This window comes from Rhizobium sp. AC27/96, from assembly GCF_001692325.1.
Classification (GTDB): domain Bacteria; phylum Pseudomonadota; class Alphaproteobacteria; order Rhizobiales; family Rhizobiaceae; genus Rhizobium.
In genome coordinates, this window is the sequence record NZ_LXKN01000018.1 from 940,828 (window position 1) to 960,984 (window position 20,157).

The 20,157-nt window shown below is 60.8% G+C and carries 14 protein-coding genes; 10 read left to right on the forward strand and 4 right to left on the reverse strand.

The genetic code is table 11. From position 1 onward, the window contains the following. Positions 1-58 precede the first annotated feature (58 nt). Positions 59-1,498 (forward strand): family 16 glycosylhydrolase, encoded by a 1,440-nt coding sequence (locus A6U86_RS17985; RefSeq protein ID WP_068393797.1) that lies wholly within the window; start codon positions 59-61, stop codon positions 1,496-1,498. Positions 1,499-1,543: 45 nt separating this feature from the next. On the opposite strand, the gene A6U86_RS17990 is transcribed toward A6U86_RS17985, so the two are convergent. From A6U86_RS17990 to htpG, 4 genes are all read right to left on the reverse strand, one after another. Then, positions 1,544-2,854: an HlyD family type I secretion periplasmic adaptor subunit gene (locus tag A6U86_RS17990; RefSeq protein ID WP_068393798.1), complete on the reverse strand. Its 1,311-nt coding sequence runs from the start codon at positions 2,852-2,854 to the stop codon at positions 1,544-1,546. Continuing rightward, a complete protein-coding gene (locus A6U86_RS17995) occupies positions 2,851-4,587 on the reverse strand; it encodes a type I secretion system permease/ATPase (protein WP_068393800.1) in 1,737 nt (578 codons plus the stop codon). Before A6U86_RS17995 ends, A6U86_RS17990 begins: the two co-directional genes overlap by 4 nt. Before the next feature lie 341 nt (positions 4,588-4,928). Beyond that, positions 4,929-5,702, reverse strand: a complete 774-nt coding sequence (locus A6U86_RS18005; RefSeq protein WP_068393803.1) for a siderophore-interacting protein — start codon at positions 5,700-5,702, stop codon at positions 4,929-4,931. 277 nt (positions 5,703-5,979) lie between these two features. Beyond that, complete coding sequence (gene htpG, locus A6U86_RS18010; RefSeq protein WP_068393804.1) at positions 5,980-7,869, reverse strand: molecular chaperone HtpG; 1,890 nt, start codon at positions 7,867-7,869, stop codon at positions 5,980-5,982. 306 nt (positions 7,870-8,175) lie between these two features. On the opposite strand from htpG, the gene A6U86_RS18015 reads away from it, so the two are divergent. The 9 genes from A6U86_RS18015 to ntrB all read left to right on the forward strand — a co-directional run bounded on the left by A6U86_RS18015 (position 8,176) and on the right by ntrB (position 20,153). After that, complete coding sequence (locus A6U86_RS18015) at positions 8,176-9,060, forward strand: AraC family transcriptional regulator (protein ID WP_068393805.1); 885 nt, start codon at positions 8,176-8,178, stop codon at positions 9,058-9,060. A 167-nt stretch (positions 9,061-9,227) separates the two neighbouring features. Beyond that, a complete protein-coding gene (locus A6U86_RS18020) occupies positions 9,228-11,420 on the forward strand; it encodes a TonB-dependent siderophore receptor (protein WP_068394096.1) in 2,193 nt (730 codons plus the stop codon). A 190-nt stretch (positions 11,421-11,610) separates the two neighbouring features. Beyond that, the gene (locus tag A6U86_RS18025) at positions 11,611-12,504 is read left to right on the forward strand and encodes an ABC transporter substrate-binding protein (RefSeq protein ID WP_068393807.1); all 894 of its coding nucleotides are present in this window, start codon (positions 11,611-11,613) and stop codon (positions 12,502-12,504) included. Beyond that, positions 12,488-14,488: a Fe(3+)-hydroxamate ABC transporter permease FhuB gene (fhuB, locus tag A6U86_RS18030; RefSeq protein WP_068393811.1), complete on the forward strand. Its 2,001-nt coding sequence runs from the start codon at positions 12,488-12,490 to the stop codon at positions 14,486-14,488. Before A6U86_RS18025 ends, fhuB begins: the two co-directional genes overlap by 17 nt. After that, complete coding sequence (locus tag A6U86_RS18035) at positions 14,485-15,540, forward strand: siderophore-interacting protein (RefSeq protein WP_083196872.1); 1,056 nt, start codon at positions 14,485-14,487, stop codon at positions 15,538-15,540. Before fhuB ends, A6U86_RS18035 begins: the two co-directional genes overlap by 4 nt. Before the next feature lie 111 nt (positions 15,541-15,651). After that, a complete protein-coding gene (locus A6U86_RS18040; protein WP_034479549.1) occupies positions 15,652-16,239 on the forward strand; it encodes an ANTAR domain-containing response regulator in 588 nt (195 codons plus the stop codon). Positions 16,240-16,294: 55 nt separating this feature from the next. Continuing rightward, positions 16,295-17,593: a CmpA/NrtA family ABC transporter substrate-binding protein gene (locus tag A6U86_RS18045; RefSeq protein ID WP_068393812.1), complete on the forward strand. Its 1,299-nt coding sequence runs from the start codon at positions 16,295-16,297 to the stop codon at positions 17,591-17,593. Between the two features lie 368 nt (positions 17,594-17,961). Then, a complete protein-coding gene (locus A6U86_RS18050; RefSeq protein ID WP_068393813.1) occupies positions 17,962-19,260 on the forward strand; it encodes a CmpA/NrtA family ABC transporter substrate-binding protein in 1,299 nt (432 codons plus the stop codon). After that, the gene (gene ntrB / locus A6U86_RS18055; RefSeq protein ID WP_068393815.1) at positions 19,260-20,153 is read left to right on the forward strand and encodes a nitrate ABC transporter permease; all 894 of its coding nucleotides are present in this window, start codon (positions 19,260-19,262) and stop codon (positions 20,151-20,153) included. The genes A6U86_RS18050 and ntrB overlap by 1 nt, the downstream gene beginning before the upstream one ends. Positions 20,154-20,157: the final 4 nt, after the last annotated feature.

Consider the following 20,157-nt stretch of genomic DNA (forward strand, 5'->3'; position numbering starts at 1 on the left):
CGGAGAGAGATATTAAGTCGGTGGAGGAGACAGCCCGGCACAAAGGAAGAGGTTTGCGATGCCCAATTCAGTTTTGAATGCCCTAGGCCAGCCACTCTACTATAGCGACACCTCGACGGGGTTCTTCTCAGCGACCGGTTCAGGCCCGACGCTCTACGGCACCAGCGGCAATGACTCCATGTGGGGCGACAGCTCCGTCAACGTGACCATGGTGGGCGGTACCGGCGACGATATCTACTACCTCTATTCGAGCCTCAATCACGCCTACGAAGCCCCCAATGCCGGTGTCGATACCATCAACACCTGGATGGACTATACCCTCCCCGAAAATTTCGAAAATCTCACAGTGACCGGCAACAACCGCCATGCCTATGGCAACGATGCCGATAACATCATCACCGGCGGCAGCGGCAGCCAGACCATCGACGGCGGCGCCGGCAACGATGTGCTGACGGGCGGCGGCGGGGCCGATACCTTCATCATCTCCAAGGGCAATGGCAGCGATCTCATCACCGATCTCAGTGATGACGACAAGGTGCGCCTCAACCAGTATGGCCTGACGTCCTTTGATCAAGTCATCAGCCATTCCAGCCAGGAAGGTGCGAATGTCCGTCTCGATCTCGGCAATGGCGAGAGCCTGGTTCTCGCCAATAAGACCGTTGCCGACCTACACGAGGATCAATTCCAGCTCGGGCTGGACAGGTCGTCGCTGACGCAAACCTTTTCGGACGATTTCAACTCGCTCTCCCTGCATGAGGGAACACAGGGCACCTGGGATGCGAAATATTCCTGGGCGCCCGACAAGGGCAGCAGCCTGAACGACGAGCTGCAATGGTACATCAACCCGTCCTACGCGCCGACGGCATCGGCGAACCCGTTTTCCATATCTTCCGACGGTATCCTGACCATCACGGCGAAGCCGACGCCCGACGCATTGAAGACAATCGTCGAGGGACATGACTATACATCCGGCATTCTGACGACCTATTCCTCCTTCTCGCAGACCTATGGATATTTTGAAATGCGCGCCGAGATGCCGCATGACCAGGGCGTATGGCCTGCTTTCTGGCTGCTCCCAGAGGACGGCTCCTGGCCGCCGGAACTCGATGTCGTGGAAATGCGCGGCCAGAACCCGAATACCGTCAACGTGACTGCCCATTCGAACGCCACCGGCGAACACACGATGACGTCCATTCCCGTCGAAGTGCCAAGCACGGACGGCTTCCACAATTACGGCGTGCTCTGGGAGAAGGATCAGATCACCTGGTATTTCGACGATGTCGCCGTCGCCCATGCCGCGACGCCCGCCGACATGCACAGCCCCATGTATATGATCGTCGATCTCGCCGTCGGCGGTGTGGCGGGCACGCCGTCAAATGGGCTTCCAAACGGGTCGGAGATGAAGATCGACTACATCAAGGCCTATTCGCTGGATGACCACGCTTCACAGCTGGCAGCCTCGGCTCAAACAGCCCATACGTCGGACTGGCACATCTGAGATCAGGCAGTCAAATCCATGACGGGGGTGCCTCGCGGAGGCACCCTAATCCTCCTTGAACGCCCGCCGGATCTGATCGGTCATCGGCTTTGTCAGATAAGCCAGAACACTTCTCTGGCCTGTTTGCATGAAAGCTTCTGCCGGCATGCCGGGCAGCGGCGTCAATTTCCCCAACCGATCCCACTCCTGCTTCGGCACCCTCGCCCGCACGATGTAGTAGCTCTGGCCTGAACGCTGATCCGTCGCCAGATCGGCAGAGACGGTTTCCACATGCCCGTTCAACTCTGGCGTAATCCGCTGATTGAAGGCCGGAAATCGCAGCGAGACCGGCTGTCCGACAGAAATCTGATCGATATCCTGGGGTGAAAGTTTCAGCTCGGCCACGAGCGCATCCTTGTCGGGGACGATCTGCATGACAGCTTCGGCAGGTGAAATCACGGCTCCCTCGGCGTGGATGCCCAGTTGATCAACGACACCGGCCTGCGGCGCCCTGATGTCCACCCGCTTCAAATCATCTTCCGCAGCAACCAGACGTTCCGAATATTGTCCCGTATCACTCTCCGCCTGTCGCAGCTGATCGGAAACCTGCGAACTCTGATCGGCATCGATCTGGAGGATCTGCAGCTCGGTTTCCGCGATCTTGCCACGGGTCTGGGCGATCGACGAGACGACATTGCCGAGATCGCCGTTCAGCGAAGCGCTCTCCCTTTGCAACGAATAGACCTTGGTCGCCGAAATGATACCCTGGCTGAGCAGCCCTTCGAGACTGCCAAGCTCCTTGCCAATCAGCGCGATCTCGCTGCGTTTGCCCTGCTCCTGCGCCAGAAGTCCCTCGATCTCCTGCTGCAGCTGCTGAATTCGCTCGCGCAGCTGCGATTTCTGGCCATTGCGCGAAGTCTGGCGGTCTTGAAAGAGCCGCCGCTCCCCTGCCAAAATGGCTCCAACGTCTTCGTTGCTGGCGGAACGAAGCAGATCGGCCGGAAAGGCGATGTCATCCTTGGCGTCACGCTCGGCGACCAGACGTGCGGTGCGGGCGGAGAGTTCATTGAGGCGCTTGCGAATGATCGCAAGATTGGCCCTGGTCTGCGTGTCGTCAAGCCGCACCAACACCTGGCCTGCATCGACATGCTCGCCGTTCTTCACGAAGATCGTCTTCGCGATGCCGCCCTTGAGGTGCTTCACCGACTTTACATAGCTGTCGACGACCAGGCTGCCGGAGGCAATCACCGCGCCGGAAATCTTCGTCGCGGCGGCAAGGCCGCCCATCACGCCGAACAGCAGCAATATCGCGGCTACGATGAGAAGCGACAGGCGGCGTATGGCGCGTTCGGTCGAGGGCGAAGGCCTGTCGTTCATCGTGCTTCTCCCCCGGCGATCGCGAGTGCCGCTGACCCCGCATGCTTGGGCGGCAACCCAAGGATCTCCTTCTTCGGACCGAATGCCTGCACCTGGCCGCCGGCAACGATCATCACCGTATCGGCGGCAGCAAGCGCGCTCGGCCTATGGGCAATGACAATGGCGATGCCGCCGCGCTCCCTCACGCCCGTCAGCGCCGCGCTCAGGCACGCTTCTCCTTCCGCATCCAAGTTGGAATTGGGCTCATCCAGCACCACCAGGAACGGATCGCCATAAAGTGCGCGCGCCAATGCGATGCGCTGCCTCTGGCCGGCCGAAAGCCGCGAGCCGCTTTCACCGATCACCGTATCGAATCCTTCGGGAAGCTTGACGATCATGTCGTAGACGCCAGCAGCCCTGGCGGCCGTTATGATTGGTTCGGGCGCCATATCCCTGGCGAAGCGGGAAATATTATCCGCGATCGACCCTTCGAGCAGACCGACATCCTGCGGCAGATAGCCGATATGCCGGCCGAGTTCATCCGAATCCCATTGCGACAGCGCTGCCTTGTCGAGCCTGACGCTGCCGATCGCAACCGGCCAGAGGCCGGTGATCGCGCGTGCCATTGATGATTTTCCCGATGCACTCGGGCCGATGACGCCCAGCACCGTTCCCGCCGATATCTTGAACGACACATTGCGCAGGATGAGATCGCGGCCGCCGGGAGATGCCACACTGATGTTCTCGACGCTGAGCTCCTGCATTGGTGCCGGCAGCGTGAGCACGTGCTGCTCGACGGGTGCGACATCGATGAGTTTCGCAAGCCGCGCCCAGCCCTGACGCGCCGCAATGAAACCCTTCCATTGCCCGATTGCAAGCTCGACGGGCGCCAGCGCCCGCGTCACAAGGATAGAGCTGGCGATGATGATGCCGCCCGTCGCCTCCTGGCGAATGACGAGGATCGCGCCGACGGCCAGCACTGCGGATTGAAGCATCATACGCGCGATCTTTGCCGTAATCGTCAGCGCGCCGACGATGGAGCCCGCGGCCGACTGATGCTTCAGATAGTCGTCATTCATGGCGACCCATTTCTCGGTCAGCCGGCCGGCAAAACCCATCGAGATCGCGGCCTCCCAGTTTCGCCGAGCAGCCTGGGCAAAACCAAGGCGCTGCGCTGAGGATTTGGCCGCCTCGAGCGCCGGCCGCCGCGACAATATTTCCGCGAGCAGGGTAATGCCGACCAGTAAAACGGCGCCACACAGGGCGGTGACGCCGATCCAGACATGAAACAGCGAGCAGAGGATCAGATAGAACGGCACCCAGGGCAGATCGAAGAGCGCAGTCGCGCCGCTGCCGGATAAAAACGTGCGGATCTGCTCGAGATCGCGAACGGATTGCAGCCCGTCATCCGATGTCTGCTTCTGGGTCGGCAAAAACAGAAGCGAGCGGAAAACCTTTCTGTTCAAGCGCTCATCCAGAGACATGCCGATGCGCGCAAGCAACATGGAGCGCAGCAACTCCAGTGCTCCCTGGAAAAGAAATAGCGTGGCTACGATGATGACGAGCCCCGACAGCGTCGGCAAGCTGTGGCTCGGAATGACCCGATCATAAACCTGCAGCATGAAGAAGGAGCCGGTCAGCGCCAGCACGTTGATGGCAGCACTTGCAAGCGCGATGCTGAAGAAGGCCTTGCGGAGCGACGACAGCATCAGCGAGACGAATGTCTGCGGCGGTTCTTTCGGGACGGCAAGCATCTCGCTTCGTTCCTCAGCATTGGCCGTCGCATGCGGCAGGGGTTTGCGCGACGTTCGTCAGCATCGCCTCCCGCTCGGCGCCTAGAACATGCAAAACGATCGGTGGTGCTTCCGTCACCGTTTCCGTCCTGCACCTAACCTTCGGCGATCCCACGCAATTTAGGAAGTCGAAATCTGCCCCGATTTCAGTCGAGGTGAACCCAATCTTAGCATTGGGGCCCTCGTCCATTTACGGCACAGTTGTGCCATGAGATGGAGCAGCAAGATTGGCCGGCAAGATCTGCCGCTCTTCACATTGCGATTGGCGAGCGGTTTTTCATATCCGCCCGCCATATCGACGCTTATTCGAACTTCTCAGTCGTATCAGCCTTGCCCTTCACCCAGTAGCCGGATGCCTTGATCCAGCTCAACGGATAGCCACGCTCTTCGACGAGATGGGCACGCAGCGCACGCGTCACCGATGCTTCGGCGGCAATCCAGACGAAGGTGCCGGGCGCGAGCTCGACCGTTCGGAGAATGGCCAGCAACGCCGACGCGTCGGTCGCTTGTGACAGGGGCCGATGAGCCCAATGAGTTTCCAGCTGCGCATCGGTCTGAAAAACCTGATGTTCGGCGCCATCCGCAACCGCGACGATCGCCGTGACGTGTGCATCGCCACCCGTCTCCTCGATGCGGCGGCCGATTGCCGGCAAAGCCGTCTCGTCGCCGATGAGCAGCCAGTTCTTGATGTCGCTGGAAACGACTGCGGACCCTCGGGGCCCGCCGATCTCGAGCTTGTCGCCGAGACGAGCGTCGAGCGCCCATTGGGTAACCGGCCCGGCTTCATGAATGGCAAAATCGATGATGAGCGTGCGAGCGTCATTATCGTAGCGCCGAGGCGTGTAGTCGCGCCGTTCCATCTCCTCGCCTGCGCCGGCGACGAAGATCTTGATGTGATCGTCAGGCGCCAGGCTGACGAAATCGGCAAGGTCTTCGCCGGCAAGTTCAATACGCAGCATGCCCGGCGTGATCTTTTCAAGACTGGAGACGGTGAGGGAACGCCGCTTCAACTCATGACGCACGCGCTCGATCTTCGGAGCCGAGCTATTCGGATTTGATGTTTGGGGGTTATCCATCTGTACCCTTTCGAGGCTCTTGAACCTCGATCTGCAGGACACAGCCGCGCAGATCGAAGCCGCAAAGCCGTCCGATCATACGCGTTGAGTGACGTTAACGCTTACGTGGCCGGACATAACCAAGCCAATTGGAGCCTTCTATAAAAGAAGAATTCTCATCTCGCAACAAAAGATGATAATTTGAGACAAGATTTTATTGCGGCAAACTAATTTAGCTGCCTGATCGTCTTGTGGACAGGCCGGCACGGCTCTTTCGAACCGTGCCGGCCCCAATCGGCTACTGAAGAGCCTTTTCCATCACCCGCACCAGACGCTCGGCAAAGGCACGCGGATCGGCCGGCTTGTCGCCATCGAGCACGCGCGCCTGGTCGAGGAGCAGTAATGCCGCATCGTCGCGCAGCGACGGCGCGTCGATCTTGGCGGCGATCGCCTTGACGACCGGGTGGTCCATATTGACCTCCAGGATCGGCTTGGCGCCGGACTGCAGACGGCCAGCCCCCTGCAGTATCTTCTCAAGCTGGCGGTCGTAACCCTGTTCGGAGGCGACGAGGCAGACGGCGCTTTCGATCAGGCGATCGGATGCGCGCACGTCGGATACCTCATCGGCAAGCTTTTCCTTGGCGAAATCGATGAAGGCCTGCACTTCGGCGGGCGCGCTCGTGCTTTCCGCCTTGTCCTCCTGCAGCTTCTTGAACTGCGCGAGATCGGCGGAACCCTGGGTGATCGACTTGAAGCTCTTGCCTTCGAACTCAGGCGCATTCATCACCCAGAAGCTGTCGACGGAATCCGACAGCAGCAGCACTTCGATGCCGCGGGCGCGGAACCCTTCGAGCTGCGGCGAGGCCTTCAGCTGTTCCAGGCTGCCGCCAACGAGATAATAGACCGCCTCCTGACCTTCCTTGCCATCCTTGACGTAATCAGCAAGCGAACGATAGCCCTCGCCGGAGGCCGTCGTGCGGAAGCGTGACAGCGCCAGCAATTGCGAGCGCCGCTCGAAGTCCTCGTGGATGCCTTCCTTGATCAGGCTGCCAAAGTTTTCCCAGAGCTTCAGGAAAGCATCCTGGTCGCTTTCGGCCAGCTTCTCGATCGCCGTGATGATGCGGTTGGTGACGCCCTTGCGGATTGCCGACAGGATCGCGCTTTCCTGGATCATCTCGCGCGAGACGTTGAGCGGCAGGTCGTTCGTATCGACAAGGCCGCGCACGAAACGCAGATAGCGCGGCAGCAATTCCGCCTCGTCGGTAATGAAGACCCGCTTCACATAAAGCTTCATGCGGCCCTTGCGATCAGGATCGAAGAGATCGAAGGGCTGCGAGCCGGGCACGAAGGCAAGCGCCGAATATTCATGGCGACCTTCGGCGCGGAAATGAACCGTCAGGGCCGGCTCGTCATATTGGCCGGACATGCCGCGATAGAAATCGGCATATTCTTCGCTGGTGATGTCATTCTTCGACTTGGTCCAGAGTGCCGTGCCGTCGGTCAGCTGCGTGGCTTCCTCGCCCGGCTTTTCGGCGATCTTGATCGGCACCGGCACATGGCCGGATTGCTCCTTGACGATGCGCTCGACACTCCAGCGCGATGCGTAGTTCTTGGCATCCTCCATCAGATGCAGCGTGATGCGCGTTCCGCGGGCGGGAGCATCGGCCACGTCGATCGGAGCGACGCTGTAGCCGCCCTTGCCGTCCGACGACCAGATCCAGGCATCGTCGGCACCGGCGCGGCGGGAGACAACATCGACCCGGTCGGCAACCATGAAGCAGGAATAGAAGCCGACACCGAACTGGCCGATGAGCTGGGCGCCTTCGCCCTGCTTCTGGGCCTCGATGCGTTCCATGAAGGCGCGCGTGCCGGAGCGGGCGATCGTTCCGAGCGCCTCGATCATTTCCTCGCGGCTCATGCCGATGCCGTTATCCTCGACGATGAGCTTGTTGGCATCGGCGTCGAGCGTCAGCAGGATGCGGCTTTCGGGGTCCTTGGCCAGCAGCGCCGGTGCGGCGATCGCCTCATAGCGCAGCTTCTCGCAAGCGTCGGCCGCGTTCGAGATCAGCTCGCGCAGGAAGACGTCCTTATCCGAATAAACCGAGTGAACCATCATGTGCAGAAGGCGGGCAACGTCAGCCTCAAAGACGTGGCTCTCGGCGGTATGTTCTGCGGTGGTGGCTGTCATAAGCGTCTAGTCTCCTGGGAATAACAAATGTCGCGCCGAACAGGTGGCGGAAGACGAGGCGAATTTCAAGCGTGCGTTGTTGCGTCATTGCATGATGGCGGGAGATTTCCGTCGCATCATGTCCGGTTTTTCAGCCGCGACATCAATCCATCCGCACAGCTTGCGACCGAGAAACAAGCCGTCTTGCCATCCAAAGTCGGGAACTATAAAGCCCGCAATCGCCGGATTGCCAGCGGCTCGGCTCTGCTATAATAACTTGAGTTAAATATGAAGGATTTTCGCGCGGAGCAACACCGGAAGCTGCAAATGACGTTTCAGCCCAGAATGCAGAACAAGATTGGCGGCTTCTCCGTTATCGGCGGCGTTCATCGCCGCCAATGGAACGGCATCGTCGCCGACATTTGGAACGTCAATTGCGCGGCGCGTGCGGGTGGATATTACGTCGCCCAGGATCCGCGGCTTTTCATTTTGCTCGATCAACGCGGCTCTGGAGCGACAAACGTCAGGCTGTCACCGCGCGCGCAGAGCCGTGCGCAAGACTATGATCACGGCCGCATTTCCTACATCCCGGCCGGCATGGAGCTTTGGGCCGATCTCACCGGCATCGAATTCGTGCGCCACCTCGACATCCATTTCGATGCCGCGATCATCGGCCAGAGGCTGATGGAAGACATCGATCCCGCTCGAATTGATAATCCACGCCTGCACTTCAGCGATCCGCGCCTGATCGCTCTCGCCGAACTGATCGCCGCCGAATGCGAGAATCCCGAGCCTCTCCACGATCTCTATGGCGATGGCCTGACGCTCTCGCTGCTGATCGATGTGCTGCAATTGCGTGCGCAGCAGCCGCGCCGTCGCAGCGCGCTCGCCGCCTGGCAGCTCCGCCGCGCCGTCGACTACATCGAGGAAAATTGCGTGCGCAACATCCGGCTAGAAGAACTCGCCTCGCTGACCGGCCTATCGCAATCTCATTTCAGCCATGCCTTCAAAGCCTCGACCGGCCTGCCGCCGCATCAATGGCAGACACAGGCAAGGCTCGAACGCGCCAAGCACATGTTGTTGACGAGCGAAATGCCGCTGACCACGGTCGCAGTCGAAACCGGGTTTGCGGACCAGGCGCATTTCACCCGTGTTTTCCGCAAGAATGTCGGCACTGCTCCGGCCAACTGGAAACGCAGCATGCTTGCCTGAAAACCACAGTTCACGAGCAATTGCGCGCGCCACGGAGAATTGCCCAAAAACGTTCAATTTCCCCAGAAACAGACAAGCGTCGCCGTTAAATATGAGTTAACTGCTCATCTTATTGAGGGATCGGCCACCTTGGCCGGGCAGGCGCAAGATCGGGACAGATGACGGAAATGCTGGGATTGAAGCAAGACGTATCACGGGCGTGGATATTGGCGACGGGCGTAGCCATTACCGCACTGCTGGCAGGTTCGCAGGTAGCGGCACAGGAAAAGGCCACGGAATTGCAGCCGCTGGTCATTCAAGGCGGTGGCTCGCAACAGACGGGCGAAGATAGCGGCACGGCACCGGTCAAGGGCTATGTTGCCAAGAAAACCACTTCCGGTTCGAAATCCGACACGCCGATCACCGAAGTCCCGCAATCCGTCTCCGTCATCGGCCAGCAGGAAATGCAGGATCGCGGCATCACCAACAAGGTCGATGAAGCACTGCGCTATACGCCGGGCGTTACCACGCAGCCTTTCGGCAATGATGGTGATACCGACTGGTTCTATATTCGCGGCTTCGACGCGACGCAGAGCGGCGTCTTCATGAACGGCCTGACGCTCTATAGCTATGGCTTCGGCGGCTTCCAGATCGATCCTTACATGCTCGAGCGCGTCGAGGTCTTGAAGGGTCCTGCTTCCGTACTTTACGGCGGCGCCAATCCGGGCGGCCTCGTCAACATGGTCCGCAAGGAGCCGACGGATAGCCCGCAATATTCCACCGAGATCGGCATCAACAATCTCGGCAACGCTTTCCTCGGCTTCGATTTCTCCGACAAGCTTTCTGCGGATGGCGTCTATCGCTACCGCCTGACCGGCAAGATCGCCGGCGGCGATACCTATAGCGACGGCACGCATGACCTACGCGGCTTCATCATGCCGCAGGTGACGATCTCTCCCGACGAATCCACCAAGCTCACCGTCTTCGGCATGCTGAGCGGCCTCGATGAGATCCACAGCGGCAACGGCTTCTTCCCCTATGTCGGCACCGTCGTCGACGCGCCGTTCGGCAAGATCAAGCGCGATGCCTTCTATGGCGAACGCAGCATCGACAACCTGAAATACGCCCAGCAGATGCTCGGTTACGAGTTTTCGCATGACTTCGACGGCGGCTGGACCGTGTCGCAGAATGCGCGCTACGGCCACCTCTACAAGCGCGAGGAAGGTCCTTATCTCAATGGCTATGTCGGCGGCAATCCGCTAAGCCCGGGCTATAGCGACCCGAACTACATGCTGAACCGCATCGGCTTCTTCGAGCGCTCGAAGGTGGACACCTTCTCGGTCGACACCCGCGCAGAGAACAAGTTCGATACCGGCCCCATCAGCCACGACTTCCTGATCGGCACCGATTACTCGATCTACCGCCTCGATCAGATCCAGTCCTGCTGCGGCTCCAATCCGATCAGCGCTACCAACCCGATCTATGGCACACCGCAGGGAACCAACTTCGTCTACCTCAATCAGGTCATGACGCAGCAGCAGCTCGGCATCTATACCCAAGACCAGATACGCTTCGGCGACGGCTGGCTGGTAACGCTCAACGGCCGTTATGACTTCGTCGACACCAACTCCGACTCCAAGGTCGGCACGAGTTACAAGTCGAACGAAAACGCGCCGAGCGGCCGCGCAGGCCTTGCCTACGAGTTTTCGAACGGTATCACGCCCTATATCAGCGCCGGCACCTTCTTCAATCCGCTGATCGGCACCAGCGTCACCGGCGGCGGCCTGACACCTGAAAAGGGCGAGCAATACGAAGCCGGCGTCAAGTACCAGCCTGACTTTATCGACGGCCTGTTCACCGCCTCCATCTTCCAGATCGACCGAAAGAACATGGCGCTGACCGATCCGACGACCTTCCTGCAGCGCCAGATCGGCGAGGTCCGTTCGCGCGGCGTCGAATTCGAAGGCAAGGTCAATCTCGACGACAACTGGAAGGTGCTTGGTTCCTATTCCTATACGGATCTGGAAGTCATCAAGGATCTGAATACCGCCATCATCGGCAATTCGCCCTACCTCGTACCAAACTCGACCGCCTCGCTCTGGCTCGACTACGCCTTCACGAGCGAAGCGCTTGACGGCCTCAGCATCGGTGCCGGCGTACGCTATCAGGGCAAGTCATGGGCTGACCAGGCCAACACGCTGCGCGTACCTTCCGCAACGCTCTTCGACGCCGGCATCCGCTACGAGAAGAAGGGCTGGGGCGCGTCGCTCAACGTCGCCAACCTGTTCGACAAGGACTATGTCTCGGGCTGCGCGGGGGAGAATGTCTGCGGCTATGGCGAAGCACGCACGGTCACCTTCAAGCTCACCAAGAAGTGGTAAGTTGAGATTAAAAGTATACTTTTGTTCTCGATCATGGCAAAGAGCCGGGGATTGCCAAATGGCAGTCCCCTTACCCGTTTGAAACCAAAGGCGTCGCAATGAAGACGGCTGGACAGCTGCAGCGCATTTTCAACGTCGATATGGACGTGCTTTCCCGCCTGCCGCGTTGCGAAACCATCAGCTATCTTCCATGACTGCGCGACGCGAACATACCCTATCACGCCGGCAATTCCTGGCGACGGCTGCGGCCGGCGCGGTTGCCGGTTTTGCGCCAGCGCAGGCAGCAACGAGCCCGCGCGTTGCGACGCTCGATTGGGCGATCCTCGAAACGCTGTTCGCCATTAATGCCAATGTCGTTGCCGGAACCGAGCTTCTGCAGTTCAGAGAGGTTGCGGTCACGCCCACGGTGCCTGCCGGCGTCGCCGATCTCGGCCTGCGCGGCACCCCGAATTTCGAAGTCCTCTACGCCACCAAGCCCGACCTGATCTTCAACTCCAATTTCTATGCCTGGGCCGATGATCGCATGCGCCTGATTGCGCCGGTCGAAAGCCATGCCGTCTATAAGCCGGGCAGCAGCCCCTACCAGCTCTCCGAGCATATGACGCTTGCGCTGGGCGACCGGCTTGGACTGGCCGCCGGCCGGGCGCTGGTCGATACAATGCGAGCAAAGCTCGAAACCTATCGCGACCGGTTCAGCAAGGGTGACCATCGGCCGATCCTGCCGATCAACCTTGGTGATGCCAGGCACTTCCGCGTCTTCGGTTCCGACAGCATGTTCGGCGAAGTTCTCACCCGCACCGGCCTCACCAATGCCTGGCCTGACCTCACCAGCTATTCGGCCACCGCCCCGGTCGGGATCGAGCGTCTGGCCGCCATGCCGGAAGCATGGATCGTGCTGATCCCGCCGCATCCGGCGGATGCTTTTGCCGAACTGCAGTATAGCGCCTTCTGGAAGGCACTCCCGCCGGTCCAGGCCGGCCGCGTTCTTCTGCTCGGTTCGATCAACCCCTATGGCGCATTGCCGGCGGCCGGACGTTTTGCCGATCTCCTTGCAGGAGGGCTCTCCCATGCATGGAACGGTTGAGCGGCCCGGCATCGTCAGACGCGGACCGCTGGGCCTCAGCAGCCTCGTCCTTGGCCTTGCCTGCATCCTCGCCTTCACCCTGCTGGTCGCCCTGCGTCCACAGCTCGCTCCGGATTTGACCGGTGCGGCGGTTCTCAATCGCATCCTGCTTGTCGACAGCCTGTTGCCGCGCTCGGCCATCGCGCTCATCGCGGGCGCGGCTCTCGGCCTTTCCGGCGCGCTGCTGCAGAGGGTTCTGCGCAACCCCATCGCCGACGCATCAACACTCGGGATCGCCGCCGGCGCGCAACTGGCAATGACGATCACGATCGGCTTTTTCCCGCTTCTGATCGGCTTGCCACGCGAGATCGCGGCGTTTGCCGGCGGACTAGCGGCTGTCCTGATCGTGCTGGCGCTAAGCTGGCGCCGCGGCCTCGATCCGGTGACGGTCGCGCTTTGCGGCATGATGGTGACATTGGTCGCCTCGGCACTCAGCGTGACCATCATTCTTGCGCGCGGCGAGTATGCCATGTCGATCTTCATCTGGGGTGCCGGCGCCCTGAACCAGCAAAGCTGGGATGGTGTCATTACGCTCGCCCCACGGCTCGCCATAGGCTTCATCGCCGCTGCCGTGCTGATCCGTCCGCTTGCTATCATGAGCCTAGACGACACGAGCGCAAAGAGCCTCGGGCTCGGCCTCCACAGCACGCGCTTCGCCATTCTGGCGCTTGCAGTGTGGCTCTCGGCCTCGGTGACCGCTGAGGTCGGGATCATCGGCTTTCTCGGGCTCGCCGCGCCGCATCTCGCCCGATTTTGCGGCGCCCGCCGCACGGGGCAGTTGTTGATCGCCGCACCGCTTGCCGGGGCCGGCCTGCTGTTCCTCACGGATTGCGCGGTACAATTGCTCTCGCCCGGCTTTTCCGACATTGCGCCGACCGGTGCGGCAACGGCGCTCCTCGGCGGCCCGCTGCTGCTTCTGCTTTTGCCAAGGCTGCGTTCTGCCAGCGCACATCACACCCAAGGCGCGCCGCGCGTAAGGCAAAATCTAGCCAAGCCGCACCGAACACTGGTCCTCCTCGTCGTCACATTCGTCCTTCTGATCCTGTGGGCGCTGTCGGTCGGTCGCAGCATGGATGGCTGGCAGGTGGCAATTGGCAGTCAATTCCCGGAACTTCTGCCGTTCCGCCTGCCAAGGACCGTAGTCGCCGGAGCAGCCGGCGCGATGCTGGCGGCCGCCGGCTTCATCATGCAGCGCCTCACGGGCAATCCACTCGCCAGCCCCGAAGTGCTCGGCGTCAGCGCCGGCGGCGGCGCGGGGCTGACGGTGGCCCTGTTCCTGTTCGCCTTCCCCTCGCCTGCGATCATGATCACGGCCATGACGATCGGCGCACTCGTTGCCTTCCTCATCATGCTCGCCATCAGCGCCCGAGGCGGCTTCGGACCGGAGCGGCTGCTGTTGTCGGGAATAGCGATCGGCGCGCTATCGATGGCGATCGTCACCGTCGTTCTCGCCCGTGGCGACCTGCGCGGCTATCTCCTGCTGACCTGGCTGTCAGGCTCCACCAATCGCGCCGGCTCGTTCGAAGCATGGACCGGGGTCATTTCGGCTGCCGTCCTCATTCCGTTGCTGCCGCTGCTGCGGCGATGGTTCGACATCCTGCCGATGGGCGGTGGCGTCGCCCACTCAGTCGGCCTATCGGTTGCGATAAGCCGGCTCGTTCTGGCGGTGCTGGCTGCCCTGTTGACCGCCATTCCGTCCTACCTCGTCGGCCCGCTCAGCCTGACGGGACTGATCGCGCCACATCTCGCCCGCCTGATCGGGTTTCGCAGCACCATCCACCAATTGATCGCCAGCGTACTGCTTGGAGCGATGCTGCTGACCATCGCCGACTGGTTGTCGCGAATGGTGATTTTTCCCTACGAGGTGCCGGTCGGCCTTTTTGCGGCCCTGATCGGCGGCCCATATCTCATCTGGTTCCTGACCCGCAAGGAGACAAAGCAATGATGCATGCAAGGGACTTCACAGCGTCCGGCGTCGCCACACCACATCAGGATGCCGGTCAGTTGCTGGAGCAATTCTGCGGGCGTTTTGCCGAGCACGTCAAGGTCACGCGAAGCCCATCCGGAGCGCGCCTGGAGACCGTCATCGGCAGCGCCGACATCGCCATTTCCGACAATCGTCTCGACATCAAATTGCGTTGCCCGACAGCGGCGATGCTTTTCACCGTGCGCAGCATGGTGGCCGAGAACCTTTTCGAGCTCTCGGCTGGCAATGCGCTTGATCTGACCTGGGCCGATGGGCCACAACCATCCGTCATTCCAAACCTTCGCGAGATTACCGTCGTCAACGCCTATAACGTCACTCCGCATATGCGCCGTGTCGTGGTCGCGACCGATGACGTCAGGCATTTTTCCGAAGGCGGCATGCATGCCCGCCTCCTCATTCCGCCGAAAGGCCGCGAGCCGGTCTGGCCGCATACGGAGCCGGACGGCCGCATCCATTGGCCGAAGGGCGATGATGCGCTGACCATTCGTGCCTATACGATCCGCAGCATCGACCTTGTTCGCAACCAGATGAACATCGATTTCGTCGTCCATGAAGGCGATGACGTCCCCGGCGCAACATGGGCGCTGACAACTCGGCCCGGCGACCGAGCTGCTCTCATCGGCCCCGGCGGCGGTGGCGTGCCTGCAGCCCGCAAGCTTATTCTCGCCGGTGACGAAACGGCCCTGCCCGCTATCGCCCGCATCGCAGCGTCTGTGCCCGCCGAAGCCAATCTGCGCATTTTCCTGGAGGTCGCCGACAGGCTCGAAGAGCAACCCTTGCCCTCAGCCGCTTCGATGAATGTCACCTGGCTCCATCGCAATGGTGCCGACGCGGGAACGACGGATACGCTCGAACGCATCCTGAAAGAGATCGTGCCATCAGCCGATCCCGAAACTTTTGTCTGGGCTGCCTGCGAGCAGCAGCAAGCCCGCACCATCCGCTCCTTCATGAAAGGCGAGATGGCCAGAGATGCCGGCACCTTCAGCATTGCCGCCTATTGGCAGCGCTGAGGGGTGGTGCTTTTGAATAAGCTATTGGCATAATATTTAGGCAAATTCCTTTTCGCCTAATATTTTAGCGCATGGCTTGCCCGTTTTGCTGCATTGCGTCATAAAGGCGCAATGAGCCGTCTCGATCTGACCATTCTTGTGATCGATGAGAACGCCATCCGCGCCTCGATCATCGAAGAGGGCCTGCGGGAGGCTGGGCACGAGCGCGTGACCGTCATCCATGAAGTCCATGGCGTGGCACGCACCATCGATACGCTGCGGCCGGACGTCATCATCATCGATCTCGAAAACCCCAACCGCGACATGATGGAGCATCTGTTCCAGCTGACGCGGACTGTGGGGCGACCGATCGCCATGTTCGTCGACCGCTCCGACACAGCCTCGATCGAAGCCGCCGTCGAGGCCGGAGTCTCGGCCTATATCGTTGATGGACTCAGGAAAGAGCGGGTGAAGCCAATCCTGGACATGGCTGTCAGCCGCTTCAACGCTTTCAGCCGACTGCAGCGGGAACTCGCGGATGCCAAATCGGCCCTTGAGGAGCGCAAGATCGTCGAGCGCGCCAAGGGCATTTTGATGAAGATGCGCGGCCTCTCGGAAGAAGAGGCCTTCGCCCTGCTGCGGCAAACGGCCATGAACGAAAAGAAGAAGATGTCCGACATCGCACAAAGCGTGGTGACGGCAGCGGGGTTACTGATGTGACCGCCCCTCGCCCCATCTCGTCCGCCGCCCGCAAGGGGGAGACATCGGAGTGAACATGAGAGCACAAGCAGCCAATTCCACTGGGGATCGCGTGGCAGACGGCGGTAAGCTGGCCGCCCCTTTCCGCAGCAATGGCGAAGGCCCGCGCACGCTCCGTGCCGGCTTCATTCCACTGGTCGATGCTTCCGTGTTGATCGCTGCGGCCGAATTCGGCTTCGCACGCAAGGAAGGCATCACGCTCGACCTCGTCAAGGACGTGTCCTGGGCCAATGTCCGCGACCGCCTCGCATTCCGGCAATTCGACATCGCCCATATGCTCTCGCCGATGCCGGTCGCCGCGATGCTGGGGCTGGGATCGAACCCTTCGCCGACCATCACGCCGTTCTCACTCGGTCGCGGCGGTAGCGCCATCACCCTGTCGACACGGTTGTTCGAACGCATGAGCAACGAGGCCGGCCTTTCCGACCACGCAAGTGCCCTGGAAAATTCAAAGGCCTTGGCCCAGGTCGTTGGAACAATGAAGGAGCGTGGCGAGCAGCCGCCGACGCTCGGCATGACCTATCCGTTCTCGTCGCATAATTACGAATTCCGCTATTGGCTGGCGGCTGGCGGCATCGATCCCGATCGGGACGTGAAGCTCGTCGTCGTACCGCCACCACTGACTTCAGACGCACTAGCGGCAGGCGCAATCGACGGCTTCTGCGTCGGCGCGCCCTGGAACATGGTCGCATCTTCCAGGGGTGTCGGGCGTATCGTCGCCGCCAAGCAGGATATCTGGCCGTCAGCACCGGAAAAGGTGATCGGCATGCGGCCCGAATGGGCCGAAAGCCATCCGGAGACCGTCTCGCGCCTGATCGTGGCGCTGGATGCGGCGGCACGCTGGTGCGACCGACCTGAAAACCATGATGCGCTTGCCGAAGCGCTGGCCGATCAGCGCTATATCGCAGCCCCCGTTGAAATCATCCGCCATGTGCTGGCGGGGGAATTCAACCTCGATGCCAAGGGTCACCGACGCGTCATCGACCGATATTTCAGCTTCCATGGCGGCTTTGCCAATTATCCGCGCCCGAGCCAGGCCCTTTGGATTCTCAGCCAGATGGTGCGCTGGGGCCAGACCGCTCTCTCCGAGCAGAATATGAAGATGGCAGCCTCCGCCTACCGCTCCGATCTCTATCGGCTGGCGCTAGGAAACGAGGCATCACCAGGCGATGCCGATATCCGCATCGAAGGCGACAAAGACGGCGATCGCTTCATGGACGGCCACATCTTCGACCCCAACAAGATGGCAGATTATGTTGCCGGCTTCGCAGTCCAGGCGAAGGCCGCTGGGTCATCTTCCAACGACGAAATCTGACACCTGAATACGCTGCATTGCACAAAATCGACGCAACGCGCAAAGCCCAGCACTGCTCATTCGCTCAAAATATTTGCAGCTGCCGCAACTGCGCACGCAATGAGCAGACACGTGAAATTTCAAAATAACGAATACATTACAATGCAATAGCCTCTTCATCAAAAACTGGCACGCTGATTGCTTCTTTATATTCGCTTCGGTCAATGGCGATCGAAGCACGCAATGCGCGGAAAACGCGCTCGCAAAGACATCGACGTCGCAAGGTTCATGCCCCGGGGACTCTCTTCCTGTTCCGGGCCGCATTGACCGAGCGGCGTTTTTTTATGTCCGAATTTCATCCGTCACGAGCAAAACAAGGGGAACTGCAAGTGAAGAAGATCCTGTCCGGTGGCGTTACCCGCCGAAACATTTTGAAGACATCTGCTGCCGCGGCCTTGATCAGCGCGGTGAAGACAGCCTTCCCCTCCGGCGCCTTTGCAGCGGCAGCCGGCCCCGAAGTAGCGGGGGTAAAGCTTGGCTACATCGCGCTGACCGATGCAGCTCCGCTGGTTATCGCCAAGGAAAAAGGGCTCTTCGAAAAGCACGGCCTTCCAGATGTCGATGTCGCCAAGCAGGCATCCTGGGGCGCAACCCGCGACAATCTCGTGCTGGGCGGCGCTGCGAATGGCATCGATGGCGCTCATATCCTCTCGCCTCTTCCCTACCTCATGCACACCGGCAAAGTGACCCAGAACAACCAGCCGGTGCCGATGGCGATCCTCGCTCGCCTCAACTACGACAGCCAGGGTATTTCGGTTGCCAAGGAATATGCCGACACCGGCGTCGAGCTGGACGCTTCCAAGCTGAAGGCTGTCTTCGACGCAAAACGCGCGGCCGGCAAGGAAATCAAGGCCGCCATGACCTTCCCCGGCGGCACGCATGATCTCTGGATTCGCTACTGGCTTGCGGCTGGTGGCATCGACCCTGACAAGGACGTCTCGACCATCGTGGTACCGCCGCCGCAGATGGTTGCGAACATGAAGGTCGGCAACATGGACGTCTTCTGTGTCGGCGAACCCTGGAACGAGCAGCTCGTCAACCAGGGCATCGGCTTCACGGCCTGTACGACCGGCGAGATCTGGAAGGGCCATCCGGAAAAGGCGCTCGGCATGCGCGCCGACTGGATCGAGAAGAACCCCAATGCCGCCAAGGCACTGCTGATGGCCGTCATGGAAGCCCAGCAATGGTGCGACAGTATGGAAAACAAGGAGGAAATGGCGACCATTCTCGGCAAGCGGCAATGGTTCAACGTGCCGCCCAAGGATGTGCTCGGCCGCCTGAAGGGCGATATCAACTACGGCAACGGCCGTGTCGCCAAGGGCACCGATCTCTACATGAAATTCTGGAAGGGCGGCGTTTCCTATCCCTATCAGAGCCATGACGCATGGTTCATCACCGAAAACATGCGCTGGGGCAAATTCGCTCCCAGCACCGACGTCAAGACCCTGGTCGGGCAGGTAAATCGTCAGGACATCTGGCGCGACGCCGCCAAGGACCTCGGCGTCGCCGCATCGGACATTCCCGCCTCGACTTCGCGCGGCAAGGAAACATTCTTCGACGGGAAGGTCTTCGACCCGGAAAACCCTTCCGCCTACCTCGAAAGCCTCTCGATCAAGGTGGCGTCGTGATGTCTGCACTCGCTCGCAAGCAAACACCCAACCCGGCAGCTCCAACTGTGCCCAAGAGCCAGGTTGTCACCCTCTCCGCTCGCCCTGTGCGCCGCATCGACATCCGTCAGATCGCTTTCGCGATCCTGCGGGCCGTGGTGCCGCCGCTGGTAGTTCTCATGATCATGCTCGGCGTCTGGCAATTGCTCTGTGAGCAGCCGGGCGCCAGCCTGCCGCCGCCCTCGGTGGTCTGGCAGGAGAGTTACGACCTCATCGTCAATCCGTTCTTCAATAACGGGCCACAGGATATCGGACTTGCCTGGCGTGTGCTCGTCTCGCTGCAGCGCGTCGCCTATGGTTTCGGCCTTGCCGCTGTCGCCGGCGTGCTGATCGGCGCACTCATCGGGCAATCCATCTGGGCGATGCGCGGGCTTGATCCGATCTTCCAGGTGCTGCGCACGGTGCCACCGCTCGCCTGGCTGCCGCTGTCGCTTGCCGCCTTCCAGAATTCCAACCCCTCGGCGATCTTCGTGATCTTCATCACCTCGATCTGGCCCGTGATCATCAACACTGCGGTCGGCATACGCAACATTCCGCAGGATTATCGCAATGTCGCGAGAGTGCTGCGGCTGAACCAGATCGAATTCTTCTTCCGCATCATGGTGCCTGCCGCCGCCCCTTACATCTTCACCGGCCTGCGCATCGGCGCCGGGCTCTCCTGGCTTGCGATCGTCGCCGCCGAAATGCTGACCGGCGGCGTCGGCATCGGCTTCTTCATCTGGGATGCGTGGAACTCGTCGCGCCTGCCCGACATCATCGTGGCGCTGGCCTACATCGGCGTCACCGGCTTTGTCCTCGACCGCCTGGTCGCGGGGCTCGGCGCCATCGTCACCCGCGGCATGACCAGCAATTGAGGAG